At 64.0% G+C, this 26,188-nt stretch carries 26 protein-coding genes; 9 read left to right on the top strand and 17 right to left on the bottom strand.

The window, feature by feature from the left end; all coding sequences use genetic code 11:
- Positions 1-44: 44 nt before the first annotated feature.
- Together ACGYKA_RS13685 and ACGYKA_RS13680 are read right to left on the bottom strand one after the other, a co-directional pair.
- A complete protein-coding gene (locus ACGYKA_RS13685; RefSeq protein ID WP_394413028.1) occupies positions 45-1,064 on the bottom strand; it encodes a TRAP transporter substrate-binding protein in 1,020 nt (339 codons plus the stop codon).
- A gap of 138 nt (positions 1,065-1,202) precedes the next feature.
- Entirely contained in the window at positions 1,203-1,697 is a 495-nt protein-coding gene (locus ACGYKA_RS13680) for a MarR family winged helix-turn-helix transcriptional regulator (RefSeq protein WP_067266533.1), read from the bottom strand.
- 137 nt (positions 1,698-1,834) lie between these two features.
- Here ACGYKA_RS13680 and ACGYKA_RS13675 point away from each other — a divergent pair, with 137 nt between their 5' ends.
- The 8 genes from ACGYKA_RS13675 to ACGYKA_RS13640 are packed head-to-tail and all read left to right on the top strand — an operon-like array spanning position 1,835 to position 10,140.
- Positions 1,835-2,785 carry a PDR/VanB family oxidoreductase gene (locus ACGYKA_RS13675; protein ID WP_394413025.1) on the top strand — a complete coding sequence of 317 codons (951 nt, stop codon included), beginning with the start codon at positions 1,835-1,837 and terminating at the stop codon, positions 2,783-2,785.
- Between the two features lie 11 nt (positions 2,786-2,796).
- Positions 2,797-4,131 (top strand): Rieske 2Fe-2S domain-containing protein, encoded by a 1,335-nt coding sequence (locus tag ACGYKA_RS13670; protein WP_394413022.1) that lies wholly within the window; start codon positions 2,797-2,799, stop codon positions 4,129-4,131.
- Positions 4,128-4,607, top strand: a complete 480-nt coding sequence (locus tag ACGYKA_RS13665; protein ID WP_271690270.1) for an aromatic-ring-hydroxylating dioxygenase subunit beta — start codon at positions 4,128-4,130, stop codon at positions 4,605-4,607. The genes ACGYKA_RS13670 and ACGYKA_RS13665 overlap by 4 nt, the downstream gene beginning before the upstream one ends.
- Entirely contained in the window at positions 4,604-6,229 is a 1,626-nt protein-coding gene (locus ACGYKA_RS13660) for an AMP-binding protein (protein WP_394413019.1), read from the top strand. Before ACGYKA_RS13665 ends, ACGYKA_RS13660 begins: the two co-directional genes overlap by 4 nt.
- Positions 6,226-7,395, top strand: a complete 1,170-nt coding sequence (locus ACGYKA_RS13655) for a thiolase family protein (protein WP_394439041.1) — start codon at positions 6,226-6,228, stop codon at positions 7,393-7,395. The genes ACGYKA_RS13660 and ACGYKA_RS13655 overlap by 4 nt, the downstream gene beginning before the upstream one ends.
- Entirely contained in the window at positions 7,392-8,639 is a 1,248-nt protein-coding gene (locus ACGYKA_RS13650; RefSeq protein WP_394413014.1) for an SDR family NAD(P)-dependent oxidoreductase, read from the top strand. Before ACGYKA_RS13655 ends, ACGYKA_RS13650 begins: the two co-directional genes overlap by 4 nt.
- Positions 8,636-9,418 carry a cyclase family protein gene (locus ACGYKA_RS13645; protein WP_394413012.1) on the top strand — a complete coding sequence of 261 codons (783 nt, stop codon included), beginning with the start codon at positions 8,636-8,638 and terminating at the stop codon, positions 9,416-9,418. Before ACGYKA_RS13650 ends, ACGYKA_RS13645 begins: the two co-directional genes overlap by 4 nt.
- On the top strand, positions 9,415-10,140 hold the full coding sequence (locus tag ACGYKA_RS13640; protein ID WP_394402818.1) for an SDR family NAD(P)-dependent oxidoreductase: 726 nt from the start codon (positions 9,415-9,417) through the stop codon (positions 10,138-10,140). Before ACGYKA_RS13645 ends, ACGYKA_RS13640 begins: the two co-directional genes overlap by 4 nt.
- A gap of 10 nt (positions 10,141-10,150) precedes the next feature.
- Here the strand turns inward: ACGYKA_RS13640 and ACGYKA_RS13635 are convergent, their stop codons facing one another.
- On the bottom strand, positions 10,151-11,023 hold the full coding sequence (locus ACGYKA_RS13635; protein WP_394413009.1) for an NAD(P)-dependent oxidoreductase: 873 nt from the start codon (positions 11,021-11,023) through the stop codon (positions 10,151-10,153).
- A 180-nt stretch (positions 11,024-11,203) separates the two neighbouring features.
- On the opposite strand from ACGYKA_RS13635, the gene ACGYKA_RS13630 reads away from it, so the two are divergent.
- Positions 11,204-12,700: an aldehyde dehydrogenase family protein gene (locus ACGYKA_RS13630; RefSeq protein WP_394413006.1), complete on the top strand. Its 1,497-nt coding sequence runs from the start codon at positions 11,204-11,206 to the stop codon at positions 12,698-12,700.
- A 49-nt stretch (positions 12,701-12,749) separates the two neighbouring features.
- Here ACGYKA_RS13630 and ACGYKA_RS13625 read toward each other — a convergent pair whose 3' ends face one another.
- The 14 genes from ACGYKA_RS13625 to ACGYKA_RS13560 form a co-directional block, all read right to left on the bottom strand.
- The gene (locus ACGYKA_RS13625) at positions 12,750-14,033 is read right to left on the bottom strand and encodes a TRAP transporter large permease (RefSeq protein ID WP_394413003.1); all 1,284 of its coding nucleotides are present in this window, start codon (positions 14,031-14,033) and stop codon (positions 12,750-12,752) included.
- Positions 14,026-14,544 (bottom strand): TRAP transporter small permease, encoded by a 519-nt coding sequence (locus ACGYKA_RS13620; protein WP_322329754.1) that lies wholly within the window; start codon positions 14,542-14,544, stop codon positions 14,026-14,028. The genes ACGYKA_RS13625 and ACGYKA_RS13620 overlap by 8 nt, the downstream gene beginning before the upstream one ends.
- A 66-nt stretch (positions 14,545-14,610) precedes the next feature.
- Complete coding sequence (locus ACGYKA_RS13615; protein WP_394413000.1) at positions 14,611-15,594, bottom strand: TRAP transporter substrate-binding protein; 984 nt, start codon at positions 15,592-15,594, stop codon at positions 14,611-14,613.
- A gap of 115 nt (positions 15,595-15,709) precedes the next feature.
- Positions 15,710-16,615 (bottom strand): HAD-IIA family hydrolase, encoded by a 906-nt coding sequence (locus tag ACGYKA_RS13610; RefSeq protein WP_394412997.1) that lies wholly within the window; start codon positions 16,613-16,615, stop codon positions 15,710-15,712.
- Positions 16,612-17,421: a phosphonate ABC transporter, permease protein PhnE gene (gene phnE, locus ACGYKA_RS13605; protein ID WP_394412994.1), complete on the bottom strand. Its 810-nt coding sequence runs from the start codon at positions 17,419-17,421 to the stop codon at positions 16,612-16,614. The genes ACGYKA_RS13610 and phnE (ACGYKA_RS13605) overlap by 4 nt, the downstream gene beginning before the upstream one ends.
- Positions 17,418-18,212, bottom strand: a complete 795-nt coding sequence (gene phnE / locus ACGYKA_RS13600) for a phosphonate ABC transporter, permease protein PhnE (RefSeq protein ID WP_394412991.1) — start codon at positions 18,210-18,212, stop codon at positions 17,418-17,420. Before phnE (ACGYKA_RS13600) ends, phnE (ACGYKA_RS13605) begins: the two co-directional genes overlap by 4 nt.
- On the bottom strand, positions 18,209-18,982 hold the full coding sequence (gene phnC, locus ACGYKA_RS13595) for a phosphonate ABC transporter ATP-binding protein (protein ID WP_271690256.1): 774 nt from the start codon (positions 18,980-18,982) through the stop codon (positions 18,209-18,211). Before phnC ends, phnE (ACGYKA_RS13600) begins: the two co-directional genes overlap by 4 nt.
- Before the next feature lie 55 nt (positions 18,983-19,037).
- On the bottom strand, positions 19,038-20,018 hold the full coding sequence (phnD, locus tag ACGYKA_RS13590) for a phosphate/phosphite/phosphonate ABC transporter substrate-binding protein (RefSeq protein ID WP_394412988.1): 981 nt from the start codon (positions 20,016-20,018) through the stop codon (positions 19,038-19,040).
- A gap of 188 nt (positions 20,019-20,206) precedes the next feature.
- Complete coding sequence (locus tag ACGYKA_RS13585) at positions 20,207-20,920, bottom strand: FadR/GntR family transcriptional regulator (protein WP_209219188.1); 714 nt, start codon at positions 20,918-20,920, stop codon at positions 20,207-20,209.
- Entirely contained in the window at positions 20,917-21,759 is an 843-nt protein-coding gene (locus tag ACGYKA_RS13580; RefSeq protein WP_394412985.1) for a sulfite exporter TauE/SafE family protein, read from the bottom strand. The genes ACGYKA_RS13585 and ACGYKA_RS13580 overlap by 4 nt, the downstream gene beginning before the upstream one ends.
- Positions 21,760-21,763: 4 nt before the next feature.
- A complete protein-coding gene (locus ACGYKA_RS13575; RefSeq protein WP_394412982.1) occupies positions 21,764-22,525 on the bottom strand; it encodes a DUF1028 domain-containing protein in 762 nt (253 codons plus the stop codon).
- 3 nt (positions 22,526-22,528) lie between these two features.
- Positions 22,529-24,322, bottom strand: a complete 1,794-nt coding sequence (locus tag ACGYKA_RS13570) for a gamma-glutamyltransferase family protein (RefSeq protein WP_394412979.1) — start codon at positions 24,320-24,322, stop codon at positions 22,529-22,531.
- An 11-nt stretch (positions 24,323-24,333) separates the two neighbouring features.
- Positions 24,334-25,233: an ABC transporter permease gene (locus tag ACGYKA_RS13565; RefSeq protein WP_209219184.1), complete on the bottom strand. Its 900-nt coding sequence runs from the start codon at positions 25,231-25,233 to the stop codon at positions 24,334-24,336.
- Positions 25,233-26,177, bottom strand: coding sequence for an ABC transporter permease (locus tag ACGYKA_RS13560; protein WP_067264018.1), 945 nt, complete (start codon positions 26,175-26,177; stop codon positions 25,233-25,235). The genes ACGYKA_RS13565 and ACGYKA_RS13560 overlap by 1 nt, the downstream gene beginning before the upstream one ends.
- Between the last annotated feature and the right edge of the window lie 11 nt (positions 26,178-26,188).

The following is a 26,188-nucleotide window of genomic DNA, read 5'->3' as shown; positions in this document are numbered from 1 at the left end:
TGGGGGCCGACCGCGTTTGCGCCCGGCCCCTTTGGCGGTGGGGGTTATTGGCTGGCCTTCGCCATTTCCTCACGCATCATCTCATAGGCGGCTTGCCCATCGACACCGGCCTCGTCGAGCTCTGCGATCACCTTGTCGCGCACTTTGGCGGCCATCTCGGCAAAGCGGGCTTGATCCTCTTCCGAGGCGGTGACGATCTTGTTATCGCCCGCGGCCTCGGTCGCCTCACGCGCGTCGACGTCGCTCTGGTCCCAAACCGCACCCATCATGCGGCTCGCCGTCTCGCCAAAGACTTCGCTATCGAGCTTTTGCTGCACGTCTTCGGGCAGGCTGTCGAAGGTCTCTTGGCTCATGATGACCGAGAAGGAACCGCGGTAGAACCCGCCGGGCATCTCATAGACGTTCTTGGCCACTTCGTTGAGCTTGAAGCTGATCCGCTCGCCCATGTTCATCGCCACCGCATCGGCGGCGCCGGAATCGAGTGTTTCGTAAACCTTGGGCGCGGGCACCTGAATGCCGACAAGGCCAAGTTCCGCCCCCACATCCGCCGAGACACCACCGCCGAGGCGGGTTTTCAGCCCTTGCAGATCGTCGAGGGTGTTCACCTCTTTGTTGGAGTGGATTTGCCCGGGGCCGTGGGTGGTCAGCGCGATCACCTTCACGCCACGGTGCTCGTCGAGCTCGGCCAGCATCGCCTCATGCACACGCCAATGGGCGACCGATGCGGCCTCGGCATTGCCTTCGTAGCCGGGGATTTCGACCAGTTTCGTCCCGACGAAACGACCGGGCGTGTAGCCGTGGAACAGAATGGCGATATCGGCGGCCCCGTCCAGCAGCAGGTCCATCTGCGCGGGCGGCGGGGCGAGGCCGTTTTTCAGCTCGGTCTCGATCAGCCCATCGCTGGCCTCGGCCATCATGTCGGTCAACTGGGTGAACATGCCGGTGTTGACCGGGTGGCTTGGCGGCAGCCATGTGGAAATGGTCAGCGTCTCGGCGGCGAAAGCGCCGGTCGCGGTGCAGAGCGCAAGCGCACTTGTCGTGAGAAACTTGGTGAATTTGGTCATTTTGGGCTCCTCCCCATACCGTTTGATATGCCTTGGCGGGGTTCTCCCAAACCCGTATCGCCAAGTATATGCTTTTTCATGTATTCACATTTACAGCACGATTGGAACCATTTTTTGCGCCCGGGGCAAGGGCGCTGATCAGCCGCGAAGATCGCCCGTGTCGTCCAAGGCGGCGAGCAGCGATTTCAGCGCGGGCTTCAACTGGGCGCCCTCATTGCCCTTCAGCATTTCCATCAAGGCCGCCTCATGGCGGCGCGCTTGCGGCACCAGTTCGGCGGCCAGCGCGCGGCCCGCGTCGGTCAGATACACCCGCACGCGGCGGCCATCGGCAGGGTCGCTGCGGCGAAGCAGCAGGCCGCGTTCCTCCATCTGGGCGATGATCCGCGTAAGGCGGGATTGTTCGGCCAGCGCCCGGCGCGCGAGCTGCGTGATCATCGCGCCATCAGTGTCCGACAGGCAGGCCAACACCCGCCATTCCGGCACCCGCAGCCCCGCCTTGCGCACCTGCGCGTGGAACTGCGCGCTCGCCACATCGCTGGCCGCCGCCAAGAGATACAGCAGGTAATCCGAGACGAATCCCCCCTCCTGACCCGTCTCCTTTTGGGCGGTTGCATCGGTCTTTTGCTGCGTCACACCAGTTAACCCTTTGATGGAAAGAGGGCTCCTTGCGCCTCGGCCTCCCTAAATGGCGGGCAAATTCGCGCTTGGCAAGAAAACCCTTGACCGAAACTATATGAAAAATCATATTGTTTGGCAGGGGAGGACATCACATGTCGAAGATCAACGCCATCGTGCGCAGGGTCACAGCGCTAACCGATCGCATCAGCGAGTTCGAGATTGCAGCCGCCGACAGCAGCCCGTTGCCGCATTGGGACGCCGGGGCGCATGTGCTTTTCGATCTGCCCGATGGCGACAGCCGCGCCTATTCCCTGATCACCTTCGATCCGATTGCCGAAGCCCCAGAAAGCTACCGCATCGCGGTCCAGCGTGAGCCCGATGGCAGGGGCGGCTCGACCCATATGCACGGGCTGAAATCGGGGGCAGAGATCACCTGCGCCGCGCCGAAGAACGATTTCCCCTTGTCCCCGGACGCGCCCGCCGTGCTGCTGGCGGGGGGGATTGGCATCACGCCGATGATCTCGATGGCGGCGACGCTCAAGGCCGCGGGGCAGGACTTCACCTTTCACTATACGGGCCGCAGCGCGCCCGTCATGGCCTACCGCGATGCCCTGCGCGACAGTTTCGGCGATGCGCTGCATCTGCATTGCGATGATGACGCCACGGCGCTGGACCTCGGCGCGGTGATCGACAGCCTCGGAGCCCAAGCGCATCTCTATGTCTGTGGCCCCAAAGGGTTGATCGACGCGGCCAAGGCAAAAGCCGAAGCCGCGGGCATCGCCGCCGAGCGCATCCATTTCGAACTCTTCGACGCGCCGCAGGAGCAAGAGGGCGACAGTGCCTTCGAGGTAGAAGTCGCTTCAAGCGGAGAGGTTTTCACCATCCCCCCCGGCCAGTCGATCATCGACGTGCTGGAGGCGGGCGGTGTCGATGTCATGTACGACTGCCAGCGCGGCGACTGCGGCATCTGCCAATGCGATGTGCTCAGCGGCACGCCCGATCACCGCGACGTGGTCCTGTCCGAGGCCGAGCGCGCGGCAGGCAATGTCATGCAAATCTGCGTCAGCCGCGCGAAATCTCCGCGCCTTGTGCTCGACATCTGAGGGAGGAACTCATGGGACGTTACGACAGCCCGGCGGCCTTGGCCGCCCTCGTGCAGCCACATCAGGTGCACCGCGATATCTACACCGACCCAGAGGTGTTCCAGCAGGAGATGAAGCATCTCTTCGCCAATGCTTGGGTCTTTGTCGGCCATGAAAGCCAGACCCCGAATAAGGGCGATTATTTCAGCACCCATATCGGCACCCAACCCGTCATTCAGGTGCGCCATTCGACGGGGGACATCCATGTCCTGTTGAACCGCTGCCCTCACAAAGGCACCAAGATCGTGATCGACCGACAGGGCAATACCGGCAAATTCTTCCGCTGTCCCTATCACGCATGGAGCTTCAAGACCGATGGCTGCCTTTTGGCGATCCCACTCAAGAAGGGCTACCAGAACACCGGGCTGGAAGAGACCGACAGCGGCAAGGGGATGTGCAGCGTCGGCGATGTGAAAAACTACCGCGGCTTCATCTTTGCGCGGCTGGCCGAAGAGGGCATGAGCTTTGAAGAGTTCTTTGGCGAAAGCCTGTCCTCGCTCGACAATATGGTTGACCGCTCCCCCGCCGGACGGCTCGAAGTGGTCGGCCCGCCGCTGCGCTACATGCATCATTGCAACTGGAAGATGCTGGTCGAAAACCAGACCGACACCTGCCACCCGATGGTGGCGCATGAAAGCTCTGCCGGGACGGCGGTGAAGCTCTACGAAGAGCTGGGCCTGCCTGAGGACGCGCCCAAACCCCCCGCGATGGAGATCATCGCCCCCTTCATGTCGCCTTACGATTTCTTCGAAGGCATGGGCATCCGCACATGGCCCAACGGGCATGGGCACACGGGCGTAAACCATTCGATCCACTCGGACTATTCCGCGATCCCCGGCTATTTCGAAGCGCTCTGTGAGAGCTACGGAGAAGAGAAGGCCAAGGCGATCTTGGACGAAAACCGCCACAACACGGTCTATTTCCCCAACATCATGATCAAGGGGCCGATCCAGCAATTGCGGGTCTTCATCCCCATCGCCGCCGACCGGACCGTGGTGGAAAGCTACATCTACCGCCTTGTCGACGCGCCCAATGAGCTGACCGCCCGCACCGCGATGTACAACCGCATGATCAACGCGCCCACCTCCATCGTCGGCCATGACGATCTGGAAATGTACGAGCGCGCGCAGGAAGGGCTGATGGTCGACGGGCTGGAATGGGTGAACATCCAACGCCTGATCGAAGAGGACGAGGATTTCGAGGTCGAAGCGGTCGAAAACGGCACCACCGAACGCCAGATGCGCAACCAATTCCACGCATGGGTCAAGTTCATGACCATGGGCCAAAAGACGGAGGCGGCGGAATGAGTGTGACGCGCGAAAGCCTGATCGACTTCATCTATGACGAAGTGCGCATGCTGGACGAGGGGCGCTATACCGAATGGCTCGACCTCTGGCTGCCGGACGGGCACTATTGGATGCCGTTGGACTATCAGCAAAAAGACCCGATCAACGAGACCTCGTTGATGTATGAGGATATGTTCATGCTCAAGCTGCGCGTCGAACGTCTGAACGGCGCGCGCACCTTCAGCCAGAAACCCAAAAGCCGCTGCCACCATGTGATCCAGCGCCCTTTCGTGGATGAAATGGATACGGACGCCGGCCGCTTTATCACGACCACCTTCATGCACTACGTCGAGACGCGGCTGGATGAGCAGCAATTGCTCGCCGTCACCGCGCGGCATGAGTTGGCGCTGGTCGAGGGGCGGCTCCGCATTGCCAACAAACGGGTCGATATCGTGAATTGCGACGCGGCCTTCCGCAATATCCAGTTGCTGCCATGATCGGGGCAGAGACTGAGACGGTCTTCGCGGCGTTTGACGACACCGCCGCGCGGCACCCCGAACGGGGTTTCCTGAATGTCCTGCCGGAAACGGCGGACATCTACGGCATCGCGGCGGGGGAGGTGAGTTATGCCGAAGCCGCGCGCGAGGTTGCCGCCCTGCGCAAGCGCATTTCGGCGGCGGGCTATCTGCCCGGGCAGCGCGTGATGCTGCTGATGGAGAACCGCCCGGCCTTCTTCCTCTGGTGGCTGGCGCTGAACGGTCTGGGCCTGTCGGTCGTGCCGGTGAACCCCGATCTGCGTGCGGCGGAGCTGAGCTATATGATCGACCATGCCGAGCCGGTCTTGGCCGTGGCGATACCCGCGCGGGGTGAGGACCTGCGCGCGGCGGCGCGGCGAGCGGGCCGCGACATGCCGGTGATCGCGCCGGAGGAACCCCTGCCCGCACCCGCAACGCTTGAGACCATCGCGGCACGGCATGGCGGGGCGGAGGAGGCCGAGGCCGCATTGCTCTACACCTCTGGCACCACGGGCCAGCCCAAGGGCTGCATCCTGACCAATACCTACTTTCTGGACGCCGGGCGGTGGTACGCCGACACCGGCGGGCTTTGCGCCCTCTCGCAAGACGGCGAGCGCATGATCACGCCCCTGCCGATCTTCCACATGAACGCGATGGCCTATTCCTTCATGGCGATGATCGCAGTGGGCGGCTGCCTGACCGCGCTTGACCGCTTCCACCCCCGCAGTTGGTGGTCCTCGGTCCGGGCCTCGGAGGCGACCTGTCTGCACTACCTCGGCGTGATGCCGTCGATGCTGATGGGGGCCGAGAAAAGCGCCGCCGACCGCGACCATTCCGTGCGCTTTGGCTTCGGCGCGGGGGTGGACCCGAAACTGCACGCCGCCTTCGAGGCGCGTTTCGGTTTTCCATTGGTCGAGGCTTGGGCCATGACCGAAACCGGCGCGGGGGCGGTGATCTGCGCCAACCGCGAACCGCGCCGCGTGGGCGAAAGCTGCCTCGGTACGCCCGAAGGGGGGCTGGAGGTCCGGCTGCTCGACGATGCCGGGCAAGAGGCCGATCAAGGCGAACTGCTGGTGCGCCGCGCCGGTGCCGACCCGCGGCGTGGGTTCTTTGCGGGCTATTGCAAGAACGCCGAAGCCACGGATGAGGCTTGGGCGGGCGGTTGGTTTCACACCGGCGACATCGTGCGCCGCGCGCCGGATGGTGCGATGTATTTCGTTGACCGCAAGAAAAACGTGATCCGCCGCTCGGGCGAGAACATCGCGGCGGTCGAGGTGGAATCGACCCTGATGCGCCACCCCGCCGTGGCCAGCGCCGCCGTCGCCGCCGTGCCGGACGCGGTGCGGGGGGATGAGGTTTTCGCCTGTATCGTGCCGAAGGACGCCGGTGCTGACCCCGCCGTCTTAGCCCGTGAAATCACCGAATGGTGCCTGACCCAGCTTGCTTATTACAAAGCCCCCGGCTTCATCGCCTTTGTCGAGGCGCTGCCGCTGACGGCGACGCAGAAACTCCAACGCGGGGTGCTGAAAACGCTGGCCGCCGACCTGCTGGACGATCCCGCCACGCAAGACCTGCGCGGGCTAAAGAAACGGACGGCAGCATGAGGCGCAGGGGCTATGACGGCGTCGTGCTCGCGGCGCCCACCTCGGTGCCCTATGCCCGCTATAGCAATGAGACCGCCCATTGGTGGATCGCCCGCGCGCTGCGCGCGATGCTGGGCAAGGCTGGGATCGCGCCGGGCGAACTGGACGGGTTCTCGGTCTCCAGCTTCTCGCTTGCGCCGGACACGCCGGTCGGGCTGACCCAGCATTTGGGGCTCAGCCCGCGATGGCTCGATACCGTGCCCACAGGCGGGGCCAGTGGGGTCATCGCGCTGCGCCGCGCGGCGCGGGCGGTGCAGGCGGGCGATGTCGACGTGGGGGCCTGCGTGGCGGGGGACGCGAACCGGATCGACAGCTTTCGCAGCCTGCTCAGCGGCTTCTCGCGCTTTTCGATGGATGCGACCTTTCCCTATGGTTTCGGCGGCCCGAACGCGAGTTTTGCCCTGCTGATGGACCGCTACATGCAGGAACACGGCGCCACGCGAGAGGACTTTGGCCGCATCGCCGTGGCCCAACGCGCTAATGCGCTGCACTATCCCGATGCGCTGATGAAGACCCCACTCACTCTCGACCAATACCTCGATGCGCGGATGATCTCGGACCCCATCGCGCTTTTCGACTGCGTCATGCCCTGCGCCGGGGCCGAGGCGTTTTTGGTGATGCGTGAGGACGAAGCCGCGCGCCGCAATCTACCCTTCGCCCGGATCAGCGGTACAATCGAACGGCACAACGCCTACCCCGAAGACCCGATGCAACTGCGCGGCGGCTGGGGCGTGGACATTGGCGAGCTTTATGACATGGCGGGCTATGGGCCAGAGGGGGTCGATCTGCTGCAAACCTATGACGACTACCCGGTGATCTCGATGATGCAGTTCGAAGACCTCGGGTTCTGCGCCAAAGGGGAGGGGCCTGCCTTTGTCCGGCGGCGAGATCTGACGATCCACGGCGATTTCCCCCACAACACCTCGGGCGGGCAATTGTCGGTCGGCCAAGCCGGGGCCGCGGGCGGCTATCTGGGGCTGGTCGAGGCGATCCGGCAGGTGACCGGGCAGGCCGAGGGCACGCAGGTTGCCAACGCCCGGCGGGCCTTGGTCTCGGGCTTTGGTATGATCAACTATGACCGGGGCGTCTGCTCTGCCGCGGCGATCATCGAAGGGGGCGCGCCATGACCGACCCATTGACCCCGCCCCGAAAGAAGAACCCGCAAAAGCGCAGCAGGGTGCCGACGCTGCCGCCCGCGCAGCGGTCGCGCGCGGCCCTCGGCCTCGCCATCGCCGCCGGGCGCGGCACCTTCGCCTTGCAACACTGCGCCGATTGCGGGGCGGTGCAATACCCCCCGCGCGATGCATGCTGCAAATGCCTGTCCGTCGCGCTGGACTGGCGCGAGACGGACCGCGCGGGCGAGGTCTTGGCCGAAACCACGATCCGCGTCTCGCCCGACCCGTATTTTCGGGAGCGACTGCCTTGGCGCATCGGCACGGTGCAACTGGCCGCAGGGCCGGTGGCCGTGTGCCATCTGCATGGCGAGGTCGAGCGCGGTGATGCCGTGCGGCTGGCGTTGAAACTGGACCGGGCCGGGCAGGGGGTCATGGTGGCCCTGCCGCGAGAGGGAAGCGAATTGATGCAAGACGATCCGATGCTCCGCGAAATGTCGAGCGATCCGAAACATCGGCGGGTGTTGATCACCGATGCCCGCTCGCCCTTGGCCCTGCCGCTGGCCCAAGCGCTCCTGAGCGCAGGTGCGGCGGAGATATTCCTGGGGGAGCCGGAACATTGGCGCCGGTGGGAAGGCCGCGCGGCCTGCGAGGGGATGGAGAAGGTCAGCCTCATGCCGCTTGATGTCACCGATGGGGCCTCCGTCTCGCGCCTCGCGGCAGAGATCGGTGGCAAGGTCGACATCTTGATCAACACCGCCCAATTCATCCGCCCCGGCGGGGTGCTGGGCAGTGACACGGTCTTTGCCCGCGAGGGGATGGAAACCAATGTGCTGGGCCTGATGCGACTGGCGCAGGGCTTCGGCCCCGCGATGGCGTCGCGGACGGCGGATGGGGTTAATGCCGCGGTGGCTTGGGTCAATCTCCTCTCGGTCGGGGCCTTGGCACCCGAGGCGGGGTTCGGCGGCTTCGATGCCTCGCAAGCGGCGGCGCGGTCGCTCAGCCAGACGATGCGGGCGGAATTTGCCGGATCGGGCCTGCGGGTGATGAATGTCTACACCGGCCCGGTTGATGACGAATGGCGCCAACCTCTGCCGCCGCCCAAAGTCGCCCCCCGCGCGCTGGCGCGGACGGTGGTGCGCGGGCTGGTCGACGGGTTGGAAGAGGTCGCCTGCGGTGACGTGGCCAAAGATGCGCGGGCCCGCTGGCTGGACGATCCGGCCTTGATGGAACGCGAAACGCGGGGGGGCGGCGCATGAGCGATGCAATCACGAGACTGGCCGAAGCACTGGCAAGCGGTGCCGCAAAGGTCGTCGATCTGACCCATAGGCTCGACCCGGACTTCCCGGTCATCGTCCTGCCGCCAGAGTTCGGCCAATGTGCGCGGTTTCGGATGGAGGAGGTCTCGGCCTATGATCAACGCGGCCCGGCGTGGAAGTGGCATAACCTCACGCTGAACGAACACACCGGCACCCATTTCGACGCGCCCATTCACTGGGTCTCGGGCAAGGACGTGGCCCATGGCGCGGTGGATGAAATCCCGCCCGAAGCCTTCATCGGCCCGGTCGTGGTGATCGACTGCTCGGTTGGGGCGGCGCAGAACGACGACTTTGAGCTGACGCCCGAGATCATCCGCGATTGGGAGGCCCAGCACGGGCCGATCCCCGCCGACGTTTGGGTGTTGATGCGCACCGATTGGTCGAAACGCAGCGGCGCGGATTACCTCAACATGCGCGAGGATGGCGCCCATTCGCCCGGCCCCACCCCCGCCGCCATCGAACTGCTGCTAGAGCGCGGCATTCGCGGCTTTGGCACGGAAACGGTCGGCACCGACGCGGGGCAGGGGATGCATTACGACCCGCCCTTCCCGGCGCATTACCTGCTACATGGGGCGGGGAAATACGGGCTGCAGTGCCTGTGCAACCTCGACCAACTGCCGCCCACCGGGGCCATGCTGATCGCACCGCCGCTCAAGATCAAAGGCGGCACCGGCAGCCCCTTGCGGGTGCTGGCACTGATACCGGGAGAGAGACAATGACCGAATACACCGCCGTCATCACCGGGGGTAGCAAGGGCATCGGCGCCGATCTGGCGCAGCGGTTGCTGGAGCGCGGCTATCGCGTGATCTCGATCGCGCGGGGCAAGCCGGAATGGGAGGCGGAGGGCTGCGAGCATATCGAAGCCGACCTGCTCGACCCTGCCTCCGTCGCCGCCGTTGCTACGGATATCGCCGCACGCCATGAGGTGACCCATCTGGTGCATAACGCCGGGCTGATCTGGCCCAATCTGGTTGAAGAGGCCAAGCCCGAAGACATCACCGGCCTTGCGCAACTGCATCTCGGCTCGGCCCTGACGCTGCTACAAGCCTTCCTGCCCGCCATGAAGGAACGCGGTTTTGGCCGGGTGATGTTCAACGCCTCTCGCGCCGCCTTGGGCGCGCCGACGCGCACGGCCTATTCGGCCTCGAAAGCGGGGATGATCGGCATGGCGCGCACTTGGGCGCTCGAGCTTGCGCCGCATGGCATCACCGTCAATGTCGTGGCCCCCGGCCCGGTGCAGACGGATAACTTCTGGGGCATCATCCCGAAAGAAAGCGAACGCGAAGCCGCGCTGGCCAAACGCATCCCCGTGGGGCGGTTGGGGCAGGTGGAGGACGTGACCAACGCCTTCCTCTTCTTTTGCGATCCGGCCAGTAGTTTCGTCACCGGCCAGACGCTTTTCGTCTGCGGCGGGTCGAGCATCGGGACGCTGACGCTCTGACCCCTCGGGCTTAGCCCTTGCGGAAATGCTGTACCAATTCAGGGACATAGGCATCGCCCGCGCCCTTTTCGACGACTTTGGAAAGGGCGCGATAGACCCCGTCGGCAATCTCGACCTGCGCGCCCGCTTGGGCGGACATCTGGCGGTAATAGTCGAAATCCTTCAGCGCGTTGCTGATCGCGAAGGGCAGCGCCTCGCGGTCGCCGCTGGTGATGAAGGGCGACAGCCGATCGAGCGCGACACTGGCACCGCCGCCGCCTGCCAAGACATCTACGAAACTCTGCGGATCGATCCCCGCATCCGCCGATTGCGCAGCCGCCTCGGCCAGCAGAGACATGAAGCCGACCGAGACATAGTTGTGTAGCAGCTTCAGCCGATGGCCCGCGCTGACCGTGCCCACATGTTTGACCTCTTCGGTGAAGGCGGCGAGCACCGGAGAGACCTTTTCGACCGTGGCCGCGTCACCGCCGACGAGTAGGTTCAGCTTGCCCTCATGGGCAAACTGCGCCGTGCGGGTCATCGGCGCATCGACGAAATCGCCCCCCGCCGCCTTGACCGCCTCGGCCATCTTCAACGTCGAAGCGGGCAGGGAGGTTGAGCAATCGACGACCACAGCACCGGGCTTCAACCCCGCGATGACGCCGCCCTCTCCGGTCAGGATCCCTTCGACCTGCGGCGAGCCGGTGACGCAGAGGATGATCACATCGGAGGCGGCGGCTAGATCGCTCAGACTGTCGAAGGCCGTGGCCCCCAGCCCGTCCAACTCATCGGTCGGCTGGTTGCCGGGGTGGTCGAAATAGCCAAGCGCAAATCCCCCGCGCCGCATCACGTTGCGGGCAATTCCGTGGCCCATCAGGCCGACACCGATCATACCGATTTTCATGGATTTTCCTTCGCTTGCCACCGCCACCCCTGCGCGCGGTTCCCTTGGGGAAAGTTCTAGCGGTCCACCCAGCACGGTGCAACGCGGCAGGGCCGGATTTTCTTGCCCAAACAGGGCTTTGTATATTTGAAACCGACAATTCGATTGATAGGAATGGCGCGTTAATGGAATGAGGCTGAAATGACTTTGACCCGCGACCCCCACCAGATTGCCGAAACGCTTTACCACGGGCAGTTCTGCCCGATGTTCATCGATGGTCAGGACGTACCCGCCTACTCCGGCGCGGTGATCGAGGTGACCGATCCCGCCTCTGGCCGCAAGCTGGCGGAAGTGCCGCGCGGCGGGGCGCGGGATGTCGATCAGGCCGTGGATGCCGCACGCCGCGCCTTCGAAGGAGTCTGGTCCACCTTCACGCCCTACGACCGGCAGGAGGTGCTGTTGCGCATCGCCGATGTGATGGAGCGGGATTGGGAGAAGCTCTGTGTCTCCGACACCGCCGACATGGGGCTGCCGCTGGCGCGGACGCTCGGGAACAAGCGGCGGGTGATCGGGATGCTGCGCTTCTACGCAGGTCAGGCGGTGGCGCTGCATGGTGACGTGATCGAGAATTCGATCTCGCAGTCGATGCTGTCTTTCACCACCCGCGAACCGGTCGGCGTGGTGGGCGCGATTATCCCGTGGAACGCCCCGACCGCTGCCTCGATCTGGAAGATCGCCCCGGCGCTGGCCACCGGCTGCACCGTGGTTCTGAAACCCTCCGAAGATGCGCCGCTGACGCCCTTGATGATCGCGCGACTGATGCAGGAGGCGGGCGTGCCCGACGGCGTGGTCAACGTGGTCACCGGCACGGGGCGCGAAGCGGGCGCGCGTCTGGCAGAGCATCCTGACGTCAACAAAGTGGTCTTCACCGGTTCGACTGCCACGGGCAAGACCATCGCCCGCGCTGGCGTTGAAAACCTCAAGCGGATCACGTTGGAGTTGGGCGGGAAAAGCCCTTTGATCATCTGCAAGGATGCCGACCTCGACAAGGCGGTGCCGGTGGCGGCGATGGCGGTCTATGCCCACTCGGGGCAGATCTGCATCGCGGGCTCGCGGCTTTTCGTGGCGCGGGAGATTCAGGATGAGTTTATCGAGAAGCTCGCCGCTTTCGCGCGGGGGCTGAAGATCGGGCATGGCCTTGACGAAGGCACCGATCTCGGCCCGCTGATCAATGCCGTGCAGACCGAGAAGGTCGAGGGCTATATCGCCAAGGGCAAGGCCGAGGGCGCGCGGCTGGTCACCGGCGGCGGCCGGCCCGAGGGGGCGGGCTTTGCTGGTGGCAACTTCCTCGAACCGGTGATCTTTGCCGATGTGAAGGACGAGATGACCATCGCGCGGGAGGAGATTTTCGGCCCCGTGATCTCGGTCTTGCCCTTCGACACGATGGAGGAAGTCGTGACCCGCGCCAATGCCACGCCCTATGGGCTGGCGGCGGGGATCTTCACCCGCGATCTCGGGGTGGCGCATCGGACGGTGAAGAAGCTGAAGGCCGGATCGGTCTGGGTGAACATGTACCACGCGATCGACCCGGCGGTGCCCTTTGGCGGGCTGAAGATGTCGGGCTACGGCAAGGAGGGTGGCGTGGAGCACCTGCAGGCGTATCTGGATACCAAGGCGGTTTGGATCCAGACCGAGTAAGGACAAGCTCAGCGCGGCGCCGCCCGGTCTGATGCCGGGCGGTAAATTGCTAAAAACCGCTGACCTTTGGCAGCCATGTCGAAATTGCTGGCACAAACGTCAGCAACATCAACACGACGAAATTCGCCAAAAAGAACGGCGGCATCTCGCGGATCAGCGCGGCGGGCTTCAGGTTCACCGCCGAGGAGACCACGAAGATCAGGCTCCCCACCGGCGGCGTCGTCAGCCCCAGCGTCAGATTCACGATCACCACGATGGCGAAATGATCCGGCGCGATGCCGAGCGCGTGGCTGATGGGTGCCAGGATCGGGACGAGGATCATCACCCCCGGCAGCGGATCCATGAACAGACCAAAGAGCAGCAGCAGCACGTTCACCGCCAAAAGAAACAGGATAGGCGAAAGCTCCCACGCGATGATCGTCTCGGCTAGAAACTGGGGCACGCCTTCGATCACCAAGACCCATGCGAAAGCCCGCGCGGCCCCAAGGATCAGCAACACCGCGGATGAGATCAGCGCCGCGCGTAGGATCAGCCCCGGCAGATCGCGCAGGCGCAGGGCGCGGTAAACGAAGAACCCGCAAAACAGCGCATAGAACACCGCGATGACGGATGCTTCGGTCGGGGTGAAAATGCCACCCCGGATACCGCCGACGATGAGCACGATTAGCCCAAGGGCGGGCAGCGCCATCAGGCTGTTGCGCCACATCTGCGCCCGCTCGGGCCGGGCCTCATCGCTGCGGTAATCGCGTTTCCAACTGACCCAACCGTTGGCCGCAAGGCTCCCTCCGGCGAGCAGCAGCCCCGGAATGACACCCGCCATGAACAGCGACCCGACCGAGACTTCCTGATCCTGCAAGGCATAGATAATCATCACGATCGAAGGCGGGATGATCGGCCCCACCACCGCGGAAGAGATCGTCAGCGCGCCGGCGTAAGAACGGTCATAGCCGCCCTTCTCCATCATGCGGATCATCATTGCGCCGGGGCCCGCGGCATCGGCCAGCGCCGAGCCGGAGATGCCTGCGAACATGGTCGAAGAGATCACATTGGCATAGCCCAGCCCCCCGCGCAGATGGCCCACGAATTGCGCCGCGAAACGCAAAAGCGTGTGGGTGATCGCCCCGCCGGTCATGATCTCGGCGGCGAGGATGAAGAAGGGCACGGCCAGCAGCGGGAAACTGTCGAGGCCCGAGAACATCTCTTTCACCACCACGATCTGCGGGTAGGAACTTCCCAAGCCAATCGCCGCGAAGACAGAAATGGCCATGGCAAAGGCGACGGGCAGCCCCAGCACCATAAGCACGAAAAGCGAGATGAAGAGGATCTCAGCCATTGGCGGCTCCCGGCATGTTCTCGGTCTGACCTTCGGGTTGGTGATAGCGGCCCGCCATGATGAAGGGCCGCGCGATCAGCAACAGATGTACGATCAGCAACGTGAAACCGACCGGCATGGCGGCATAGACATAGCGGAACGACAGGCGCATCGCGGGGGTCATCTGATACTGTGCGCGCTGCATATAGTCCCAGCCGACTTTGACCATGAAGGCAAAGAAGAACAGCAAAATCAAAACGATGACCCCGCGCAGGATGCGCTGCATCCGGGTGCTCATCACATCATGCAGATTGGTGATGGCCACATGGCCGCCCTGCCGCAGGGCAAGGCCAGCCCCCAGAAAGGCCATCCAAATCATCAGGTAACGGGCGGATTCATCGGACCACGACAGCGAATGGTTGGTGCTGAAACGCAGGGCGACATTGGCCCCCACGACCAAGACCATCCCCGTCAAACAGGCGATCACCACGGCGGCGTTCACCTTGACGAATAGCTGTTCCAATCTGCGCATGGTTTCCCTCCCGTGCAAAACGGCCGGAAGCACTGCTCCCGGCCGTCCGTCTTTCCGTCGCGGCGCTTACTCGGTCGCGGCGATCTGGTCGATCAGTTCTTTGCCGTAGGTCTCGTAGTAACCCTCATAAGCGCTTTCAATGGAGGCGCGGAAAGCGGCCTTCTGCTCTTCGCTCAGTTCGTTCACTTCCATGCCGCGCTCTTTCAGCGTCTCGACGCCGCTTTGCTCCACGTCATCGACGAAGGCGCGCATGGCGGAGACGGCCTCGGTCGCGCCCTTCTCAAAGGCGGCTTTGTCCTCATCCGACAGTCCTTCCCAGAAGGGTTTGGAGACCAGCAGCATGGCGGGCGAATAGACGTGGCCCGACAGCGTCAGGTATTTCTGCACCTCGTCGAGCTTCACGGAGACGATCACCGAGAGCGGGTTTTCCTGCCCGTCGATGGTGCCCTGTTGCAGCGAGCTGATCACCTCGGGCCAGGCCATCGGGGTGGGGGCGGCGCCAGCGGCGTTGAACGCTTCGAGGTGCACCGGGTTTTCCATGGTGCGCAGCTTCATGCCCGCGATGTCTTCGGGTGTCTCGATGGTGTTGCGGTTGTTGGTGATGTGGCGGAAACCCTGTTCGCCCCAAGCCAAGGCCACCATGCCCGCGCCGTCGAACTCGGCCAAGATATCCTGACCGATCGGCCCGTCAAGCACGCGGCGCGCGTGGTCGAGGCTGCGGAACAGGAAGGGGATGTCGGTCACACCGGTGGCGGGGACGAAGTTGCTTAGCGTGCCGGTGGAGACGATGGTCGCCTCGACGGTGCCCAGTTGCAGGCCCTCGACGACCTCGCGCTCACCACCCAGACCGGAGGAGGGGAAATGGCGGAAGCTGAACTTGCCGTCAGTCTCGGCCTCGACGACCTCTTGCCACTTCTGCGCCGCGACGCCGTAGTGGCTGTCGGGGGCGAGGGCGTAGCCGATCTTGACTTCGGTCTCGGCGCTCAGAGCTCCCCCGGTGAGCGCGGCCAAAGTGGCGAAAATTGCCGTGGGCTTGGTGATTTTGAACATTTTGTATCCTCCAGCGATCTTATTAACAAGGTCACGAAAACTGCTAGCGGCGGATGTTCAGAATGGCAATGGGGGTGGGGCGCTTTGTGGACAATGAATCCACAGCAAAGCGCCGTTAAATTTCCGTGACGATATGATCGGGCGCGATGCCCGAGCCTTGGATCGCCGCAGCAACCTCTAACCCCAAGAGGGAGCCGTGGCCGGTGACCAGTGCCGTGGCGAAACCCGCCTGCGCGCCGCCGAGGATGTCGGTGTGCAGCGTGTCGCCGACCATCAGCACGCGCGCCGGATCCACGGGCTTTGCCCGGGCAAGGGCCAGATCAAAGATATCGGGGAAGGGCTTGCCACAGAAATGCACCGCCACGCCGGTCGCGTCGATCAGACGATGCGCGAACCAGCCGGGTTCGAGCGAGAGACCATCCTCACGCGGGGCGACAAGATCGGGGTTGCCGACAAAGACAGGCCGGGGCTGGCGTTTCAGACTGGCCTCCAACAGGGCCTGCCGCGCCTCTGTCCACCCATCCGCCCCGACGAGGAGGAAACCTTCGGCCCGGTCATAGACTGCCGGATCATCCGCCAGAACGGTCGCGCCGAGGTCGGCGATCTCTCCCATGTCCTTATCGGGGTTCAGCATCACGCCCCAGCGGCGCGCGGGTTCTGTCGCGACGCGGTGCAGCAGCGCCTCGCGGCTGGTGACCACCTCGTCGGCTGCGAAATCAAAGCCAAGCCGCGCGTAGCGGTCCATCATATGCGCCTTGGGATAGGCGGCGGAATTGCTGACGACCATGACCGATTTGCGCATCTCGCGCAGGGCGGCGATGGTCTGCGCGGCCCCTTTGATCGCGGTTTCGCCGACGTTCAGCACGCCGTAGGCGTCGAACAGGATCAACTCATAGGGCGCGATGATATCAAGAAAACGAGCGGCCTCCACCCCATGGCCGAGCTTGTCGCAGGCGGGCAAGCGGGGACGCAGGCGCTGGTATTCGGCCAGCGCCTGCGCGGGGTCAATGGCGAGACTCACAGGATGCGGCGGCGCAGGAAGGCCGAGATCACCTCACCGATGATCACCAACACGATGATCGCGATGAGGATCGTGGCGACCTCGGGCCAGTTAAAGGTGTCGATGGCCCCTTGCAGGATGATCCCGATGCCGCCCGCGCCGACGAGGCCCAGAACGGTCGACTCGCGCAGGTTGATGTCCCACCGCAGGATCGACACGGCCCAGAAGGTCGGCATGACCTGCGGCACGATGGCATAGGCGATGACCTTGAAGCGCGATGCGCCAGTGGCCTCCAGCGCCTCGACGGGGCGTTTGTCGATCTCCTCGATCGCCTCGCCCAGAAGTTTGCCGATGAAGCCGATGGAGCGGAACATGATGGCGAGGATGCCCGCCACCACGCCGGGGCCGAAGATCGCCACGAAGAGAAGCGCCCAGATGATCGTGTTGACCGACCGCGAAGTCACGAGGATCAACCGCCCAAGCCAGAGCGTGGCCCGGTTGGGCGTGGTGTTCTGCGCGGCAATATAGGCCACCGGCAGGGACAGGAAGACCGCGAAAGTGGTGGCGAATGTCGCGATATTCACCGTATCCCAAAGCACCTTGAGAATGGTCTCAAGGTTGCTGGGGTCAGGCGGATACATGCGGCCAAAAAGGTCGCCGATCTGCTCGGGCGCGCCCCAGACCCAGGCCCAGATGACCTCGATCGAAGTCAGGGCCCAAGCGATGGCGAGGGCGCAGCCCAGAAGCACGCCGTAGCGCGTGAGGCGTTGGCGCAGGGTGAAACGGGTCCAGTCGTCGCGGCCGAATTTCTCTGCAAGGGTCGTCATTGGATGCGCTTTCTGATCACGCCGCTGACGGCTTCGGAGACAAGGATGACACCGACGATGACCATGGTGATCGCCAGCGCGAAGTCATAGTCGTAGCGGCCAAAGGCATTGGCGAGCGTCGCCCCGATGCCGCCCGCGCCCACGATGCCGACCACCGCCGAGGCGCGCAGGTTGCTGTCGAGCTGGTAGATCGTGAGGCCGATCTGGCGCGGCATGATCTGGGGAAAGATCGCGTAGATCAGGGTCGAGAAATAGGGCGCACCGGCGGCGCGCATGGCTTCGACCTGACCGAAGTCGATCTCCTCGATCCGTTCGGCCAGCATCTTGGCGACGAAGCCGATGGAATAGACGATCAGCGTCAGCACGCCCGCGAAGGGGCCGAAGCCCACGGCCTTGACGAAGAGGATCGCCACGATGACCGGGTGAAAGCTGCGCGCCACGATGATGATGGCGCGGCCAAGGTAGAAGATCGGCTTCGGCGCCACGTTGCGCGCGGACATAAAGGCGATGGGGATCGACAAAAGCACCCCGCCCGCGGTGGCGAGGATGGCGATCTTGAGGCTCTCGAGGAAGCCGTCGATCAACAGGCCCGAGCGTTCGAAACTGGGCGGGATGGCCCCGCCAAAAATGCGCCCGGCACGGCCCAGCCCTTCGGCCACGCGGTTCCAGTCAATCGGCATGGTCAGCCCGACCCAGCCGAAATAGGCCACCGCGCCCAAGATCACCGCCCACCGCAGCACCGGGTTGGCGATGAAGGGTGGTTTTTTCCAGGTATCTCGCGGCGCGCTCATGCCGCGGCCCCATCTTTGGCGCGGTCCGCATGGGGGCTGCCGGCGTAGATCTGATCCATCGCCGCTTGGTCGAGCTTTGCGGGCTCGTCGTCGAAAATGATCCGGCCATAGCGCATGCCGACGATACGGTCGGTGTATTCCTTGGCCTCGGTCACGTTGTGGATGTTGATCAGCACCGGAAGTTTTAGCTCACCGGCGAGGTCGCGCAGCAGGCCCATGATCTGCTCTGAGGTCTTGGGGTCGAGCGAGGCGGTGGGCTCATCCGCCAGCAGAATGTCGGGGTCCTGCATCAAGGCGCGGACCACACCGACACGCTGGCGTTCGCCGCCCGACAGCTGGTCGGCGCGGGTGTTGGCATATTGCGCGATGCCGACGCGCTCCATCAGCTCATAGGCGCGGCGGATGTCGGCCTTGGCATAGCGGCGGGTCACGGCGGACCATGTCGAGATGTAGCCCAAGCGACCGGACTGGACGTTCTCCATCACCGTGAGGCGGTCGACAAGGTTAAAGCCCTGAAACACCATGCCGATCTTGCGCCGCGCGGCGCGCAGGTTTTTGCCGCGCAGGTTGGTCAGTTCGGTGCCGTTGAGCATGATCGACCCCGAGGTCGGCTCCACCAGTCGGTTGATGCAGCGCAGCAGCGTCGATTTGCCCGCGCCGGAGGAACCGATGATCGAAACGACGCTTTCGCCCTCGATCGTCAAATCGAGGTTCTTCAGCACCGGATCACCGCTGCCATAGCGTTTCACGAGGTCGGAAATTTTCAGCATTTAATGTACCTTAAACGTGGGGCCGACCGCAAAGCCGGCCCCCGGTGTTGAACGATTATTCAGCCGCGAGGCCCTGCGGCGTGTACTCGACGCCGTTCGCCTTCTGGATCTGACGGATCACCGCCCACTGGTCCTTGTAGGTGATCGGGACGAACTTGCTCACCCCCGCGAATTCCTCACCCAGTGCGGTGCCTTCGAAGTCGAAGGAGAAGAAGGCTTCCTTGATCTTTTCCTTCAGCTCGGGCGCGAGGTCATGCGCGACGCCGTAGGAGGTTGTCGGGAAAGGATCGCTTTCCCAGACGATGCGCACGTCCTCGGGGTCGTAAAGACCGCGCTCGGCCATGCGGTCGACCACTTCGGAGGCCACCGGGGCCGCGTCATAGTCGCCCGCGACAACGCCCAGCATGGATTGGTCGTGGCTGCCCGAATAGGTCACTTCGTAGTCCTCATCCGGCACGACGCCCAGATCGGGGAAAAGCGCGCGCGGCGCTTGGTTGCCGGAGTTGGAGGTCGGCGAGGTATGCGCGATGCGCTTGCCGGCCAGATCCTTCATCTCTTTGATGTCGCTGTCGGCCTGTGTGTAGACCTGCAGCTTGTAGCCGAACTGGCCGTCCTCGGCGCCCATGATGGCAAAGGGCTCGACGCCCGCGAGGTTCACCGCAAACGGCGTCGGACCGGTGGAGAAACCGGCGATATGCAGGCGGCCCGAGCGCATCGCCTCAACCTCGGCGGAGTTCGACTGCACGGCGAAGAACTGCACGTCCTTGCCGGTCACATCCTCAAGGTGGTCAATGAAGGGGGTCCAGATGTCTTCGTAGATCGCGGGGTCTTCGACGGGCGTGTAGGCGAAAACCAGCGTCGACGGGTCTTTCAGCATATCAGGATCGGTCGGTGCATCGGCGACGAGATCGCCATCGGCGTCGCAGAACATCTTGTCCAAGGCGCCGCGCTCGCAGTCTTCTTGTGCGAAGGCAAGGCTGCCCGTCAGTGTGAAGGCCGCGGTGAGACCAGCGGCGAATAGGTATCTATGAGACATTGTGTTCTCCTCCCTGAGAATCCGCGCATCTGGCGCGAAATACAATAATGCGCAGATACGAACATCGAACAGTTTCGTTTGCAAGCAGTTCCGGTGCGTCGGCAGACAATTTTGTCACAAAGCTGTAACACACCCCGCAAGAAAGAGCGGGGCGTCAAAACGTGATTTAATCTATCGAAACGGGGACTTCAGAGATCGAGTTCGATCTTGCGCACCCGGTCGCGCAGCAGGGTTTTGGATACGGTCAGCAAATGCTGCTCCATCGCGGCGGCAGCGCCGAGCGTATCGCGCCGGGCGATGGCGTCGTTCAGGGTCATGTGCTGCTCGCCCAGAACCTGTAGCGTTTCGGGGGCGTGATAGGTGCGGCGGCGCGAGGTCCATGCCACTTCGCGGCGCACCGCGCGAATGGATTCGTAGACCGTGAGGAACAGCGGATTCCGCGCCATCTCGGCGATCTTGTAGTGGAACATGTCATCCGCCGCCTCATAGGCGTCCGGGTCGCTGAGGTTGAGCGTGGCGCGCATCAACTGATCCAACCGCTCGATCTCTTGCGGGCGGGCGCGGTCGGCGGCGAGGGCGGCAAGGGCGGGCTCAACCTCTAGCCGCACTTCCATCACGTCGCTTGGCGTGACTTGTCGTGCAAGGTGGCGCAGACTGTCGGCATTGGTCGCGGGGGGCGGTGTGGCGAATGTGCCTTGGCCGTGGCGGCGGTAGATCGTGCCGTCCTCTTGCAACAGGCCAAGCGCCAGCCGCAGCCGCGCCCGGCTCACGCCGAAATGCTCGGCCAGCGCCCGTTCGGGGGGCATCCGCCCGTCGTTCAGGATGTCCCCTTGGCGGATCGCTCCGCGCAGCCGCTCGGCCAATTCATCTTCACTTGGGGCGGACTGGGGGGGCTGTGTCATGAGTTGGAAAACGCTTCAAATAAATCAATGAACATACGCAGAGAGGTTACCATTAGGAAAATTCCAAAGGCAAACCGAAGCGCCCGGCGCGGAATGCTATGGGCCAGTTTCACACCCACATGGGCAAAGCTGGAAGTGAGCGGAATGATGATGGCCGCCGCGGCAAGGTTCACATAGCCGAGCGAGAAGGGCGGCAGCCCCTCCGCCCCGAGGCCGGTGAGCGCATAGACCACCGCACCCGGCAGCCCGATGATGAAACCAATCGCGGCAGAGGTGCCCACGGCGCGGCGGATGTCATAGCCCAGAAAGTTCAATAGCGGCACGCCGATGGTGCCGCCCCCGATGCCCATCATCGCAGACAGCCCGCCGGTGACGACGCCGAGGATCGCCCAGATCGGTTTGGCAAAGCCGCGCGGCGTGGGGTCGTCCTTGGTTTTGCGAAAGATCATGTCGAGCGCGACGAGTGCGGCCACGGTGGCAAAGACGCCGACAAGGATCAGCCCCGAGACATAGCCCCCCAGAAGCGCGCCGATCACGACGCCGATCAGCAGCGACGGCGCCCAGAGTTTCAAAAGGTCCATATCAATCGCGCCGCGTTTGAAGTGACCATAGCCCGAGGACAGCGAGGTAAAGACGATTGTCGCAAGCGAGGTGCCCACCGCCACCTGCATGGTGATCGCCGGGTCCATCCCCGCCGTCGACAGCGCAAGATAAAGCGCGGGCACGATCACAATGCCACCGCCAACACCAAGCAGCCCCGCAAGGATGCCGCCGAAAACACCGGCGGATACCGCAATGGCAAGAAGGGGCAGAAGCTGGCCGAAATCGAGCGCGTTCATATGGTTAATCTTTCTTTGTCTCTAAATCTGTCGCCAGCGACCGGCTGGGTTTGCCCGCCGCCTTGCGGGCCTCTTCGGCGCGGGTGATCGCCGCATCAATCGGCGCGCGGTCCGAGGTGCCCGAAAAATTGTCGAGGCTCGGCATCGCTTCGGCCACATGGAGATAGCGCTCTCCGGCGACGTCGAGCAGCCGGTCAAGCTCGCTCAGCGGGTCGCCATGGTCATCGACGCGCAGGTCGAGATAGGCATGGTCTTGTCCGCGGTGGATCACCAGCCCCGCTGCTTGGCGCCCGCGCATGTCGCCGCCCGCCTCTTCGCCCGCGCGCATGGCGGCGAGTAGACGTTCGGCCATCGGCAGGTCATGGCGCGCGGCATAGGTCTCGAACGTGGCTTCCACCACCTCCGGCCCGGTCAGCATATTGCCCGCGACGGAATGAATGGTGCCCACACGGTGCCCAGCCCAATCGACACAGGCCGCGCCGGTATGTGCGGCGAAGTTTCCTGTGGCGTCCAGCATATGACACTGGCGGATGTCGCGCCCCGCATCGCGGGCGGCGAATTCCTTCAGCAGTGCTTCGGCGGGGTCGCCGCTTTCCAACATGCGCCGGCCTTCGGTCCCCCAAAGCGGATTGACGAAAGCCTGCGTCGCCACGGCGACCCGCCGCCCGATGTAGGGCACGGCTGCACCGCAGGCGAAAAAGCGGCTGGCCACGGCGATGCCAATCTCTTGGCTGTCGGGATCACGGGCGATGATGGAATAGGTCATGGGTCAGCGTCCTACGGCATAGGCCTGCATCAGGCGGGGGGTCGCGGCGGCGTGAAGGCTGCCATCGGGATTGCGCAGCGCGGCGGTCATTCGGCCCACCGACCACGGCTCGGCCACGGTAACGATATGCCCCCGGGCGCGCAGCGCGTCGATCACTGCGGGGCCGACATTGGGCTCGATCATCATCTCGCCGGGCAGGGCTTGGCGGGGGAAGAAACTGCTTTGGAAGTGCAGCGTGTGGAACAGCGGCGCGTCCATCCCCTCTTGCAGGTCGAGGCCGTGGTGCACGAAACGCAGGAACCAGATCAGCTGCCATTGGTCCTGCTGGTCGCCGCCCGGCGTGCCAAAGACCAACTGCCGCCCATCGGCATGTTGGGCAAAAGAGGGGGTCAGCGTGGTGCGCGGACGCCGTCCGGGGGCGAGGGAGGTGGGCAAACCCCGCTCAAGCCAGAACATCTGCGCGCGGGAGTTCAACGGAAAACCAAGCCCCGGCACCACCGGATTGCTCTGCAACCACCCGCCCGAGGGCGTGGCCGAGACCATATTGCCCCAGCGGTCGATCACATCGAGATGCACGGTATCGCCGCGTTTCTCGGTCAGATGCGCCATCGTCGGCTCTTGCGGGGCGGCGTTCTGAACGCCGAAATCCCGGGCCGCGCGTTCGATATAGCGCTCGGCCAGATGCTCCAACCCCGCGATCACGCCGGGGCGCTGCTCAAGCGATGCCTTGCCGTTCACCAGCTTCGCGCGTTCCGCGTTATAGGCGTCGGAAAGCAGTTCTTCCATCGGGATGATGCTCTGCTCGGGGTCACCGTAATAGGCCTCGCGGTCGGCATAGGCGAGTTTCATCGCCTCGATCACCGTATGGGTAAAGGAGGCGCCCATCGGGTCCATCGCGGCAAGATCGAAATGTTTGAGGATCGCGAGGGTCTGCAAGAACACCGGCCCTTGCGACCATGCGTGGGTCTTATGCACCGTCCAGCCGTGGTATTCGTAGGTCAGCGTGTCCTCATAGCTGGCCTGCCACTTGGCCATGTCCTCGCGCGCCAGAAGGGCGCTGTTCTTTTGCTCGGACACGTCATGCACGCAGGCGTCTTCGAGGTAGTCGAAAATCGCATCTGCCACGAAACCTTCGGACCAGATTTTGCGCGCCGCTTCGATCTGTGCGCTGCGGTTTTCGCCTGTGGCTTCGGCCTCGCTGACCAAGCGCTCATAGGTCGCGGCCAGATCGGGGTTCTTGAAGTTGGCGTTTGGCTCAGGCGCTGCGCCGCCGGGCGTCCAGACCGCGGCGGAGCTGGGCCATTCGGCGGAGAAATATTCGGCCAGCCCCTTGATGGTGTTCGACACGCGCGGCAGCACCGGATGCCCGTCGCGGGCATAGTCGATCGCCGGTTGCATCACCTCGCGCAGACCCATGGTGCCATGGTCGCGCAGCATCAGCATCCAGCCGTCAAAGGCACCGGGCACCACGGTGGAGAGAAGACCCGAACCGGGGATCAGCTTAAGGCCCAATGCCTCGAAATGCTCCAGCTTGGCGGCGGCGGGGCTGACCCCTTGAGCGCAGACAACCTTGGTCGCCTGTTTCTCCGCGTCGTGAAAGATGATCGGCAGGTCGCCCGCCGGGCCGTTCAAATGCGGCTCGACCACTTGCAGGACAAAGCCCGCGGCGACAGCGGCGTCAAAGGCGTTGCCACCTTTTTCAAGGATGCCGAACCCCACGGTCGAGGCGATCCAATGGGTCGAAGTGGTGACACCAAAGGAGCCGCGGATCTCGGGGCGGGTGGTGAAGGGGGTCATGTCGTCTCCGGTCAGTGTTCGCGTGGGTCGAGCGCGTCGCGCAGCCCGTCGCCCAGAAGGTTGAAGCCAAGCACGACCATGAAGATCGCGATGCCGGGCCAAAGCGCCATCCAAGGCGCCTGATTGAGGAAGTTCTTCGCCGTGTTCAGCATCGACCCCCAAGAGGGCGCGGGCGGCTGCTGGCCAAGGCCAAGGAAGGAGAGCGACGCCTCGGCGATGATGGCGGTGGCGACGGTCAGTGTGGCCTGCACCAACACGGGCGGCAGCACGTTGGGGAAGATATAGCGGCGCAGGATGCGTGGCGTGCTCAGGCCAATGGCGCGGGCGCTTTCAACGTAATCCTCGGCGGCAACGCTCAGCACCTGACCGCGGGTCAGGCGGATGAAGATCGGCGTGGCCGAGATGCCGATGGCGATCATCGCATTTGTCAGGCTCGGCCCGAGGAAGGCCGCAAGCGCGATGGCGAGGATCAGGAAGGGCGCGGCCAGAAGCGCCTCGGTGCAACGCGAGATTACCGCGTCGGTCCAGCCCCCGAAATAGCCTGCAACGATGCCCAAAGGCACGCCAAGGCCAAGGGCGATGGCGACCGAGACAACCCCGGCCAGCAGGGAGGCCTGCGCGCCCCAGACCAGACGGCTCAACACATCGCGGCCCAACTCATCGGTGCCCATCCAATGGGCTGCCGAAGGGCCCTTGCGCACCGCGCCCCAATCGGTGGCGGCGGGGTCGGGGATCGGCAGCAGCGGGGCCAAAAGCGCGATGGCGCAGAAGAAGACCACCAGCACGCCGCCCAGCATGGCGCTGCGATGGGTGCGGAACTTCTTCCAAACCCGGTTTTCCGGACGGGCGGAGAGGACCGGATCGGCGGCGCTTTCGGCGTCGATGGTGATGGGGGTGGCAGGTTGAGCCATTATTGCTTCCTCAGGCGGGGGTTCAGCAGCACATAGGCGACATCGGCAAGCAGGTTCATGAAGATGAAGCCAACGGCGGTGACGAGGACGATGCCTTGGACCACGGCGTAATCGCGGTTGAACACGGCATCGACCACCAGCTTGCCAAAGCCGGGGATGGTGAAAATCTGTTCGGTCAGCACCGCGCCCGCGATCAGCTCACCAAAAAGCAGGGCGGTTAGGGTGACGATCGGCGTCAGCGCGTTGCGAAAGGCGTGTTTCAGGATCACCCGCCGCTCGACCAGACCCTTGGCGCGGGCGGTGCGGACGTAGTCGCTGCTGAGCACGCTCAGCATGGCCGACCGGGTATGGCGCATCAACGTCGCGGCCAGCGCCGTACCCAGCACGAAGGCGGGCATGATCATCACGGTGATGGAGCGGATGGGGTCTTCGCTCAGCGGCACATAGCCCGAGGCGGGCAGCAGTTTCCATTTCACCGAGACCAGCAGGATCAGCATGATGCCCAGCCAGAAGTTCGGGATCGACAGGCCCGAGAGCGCCACGACATTGGCCACATAATCGGTCACGGTGCCCTTCTTGACGGCAGAGAAGATGCCCGCAGGCACGCCGATCAACAGGGCAAAAATCATCGCCATCGTGGCCAGTTGGATGGTCACGGGCAGTTTCTCTCCGATGAGTTCCAGCACCGGCTGGTTGGTGCGCAGCGAAATGCCCAAGTCACCGGTCAGCGCATTGCCGATCCAAGTGAAATATTGCACCGGAATAGGATCGTTCAGGCGGTATTTCTCGCGCAGGAACTCCAGCACCTGCGGGTCGCGTTCTTCGCCGGCCATGGCCAGCACCGGGTCGCCCGGCAGCAGCTTTTGCAAGGTGAAGACAAAGACCGAGATCAGGATGATCGTCGGGATCGCGATCACCAGACGGCGCAGGATGAAGGACAGCATTTTGAAACGTC

Origin of the sequence: Sulfitobacter sp. 1A15106, assembly GCF_043556995.1 — a bacterium.
Taxonomy (GTDB): domain Bacteria; phylum Pseudomonadota; class Alphaproteobacteria; order Rhodobacterales; family Rhodobacteraceae; genus Sulfitobacter; species Sulfitobacter faviae.
Note: the sequence above shows the minus strand (reverse complement) of the source record. Positions and strands in the feature narration are given on the sequence as shown.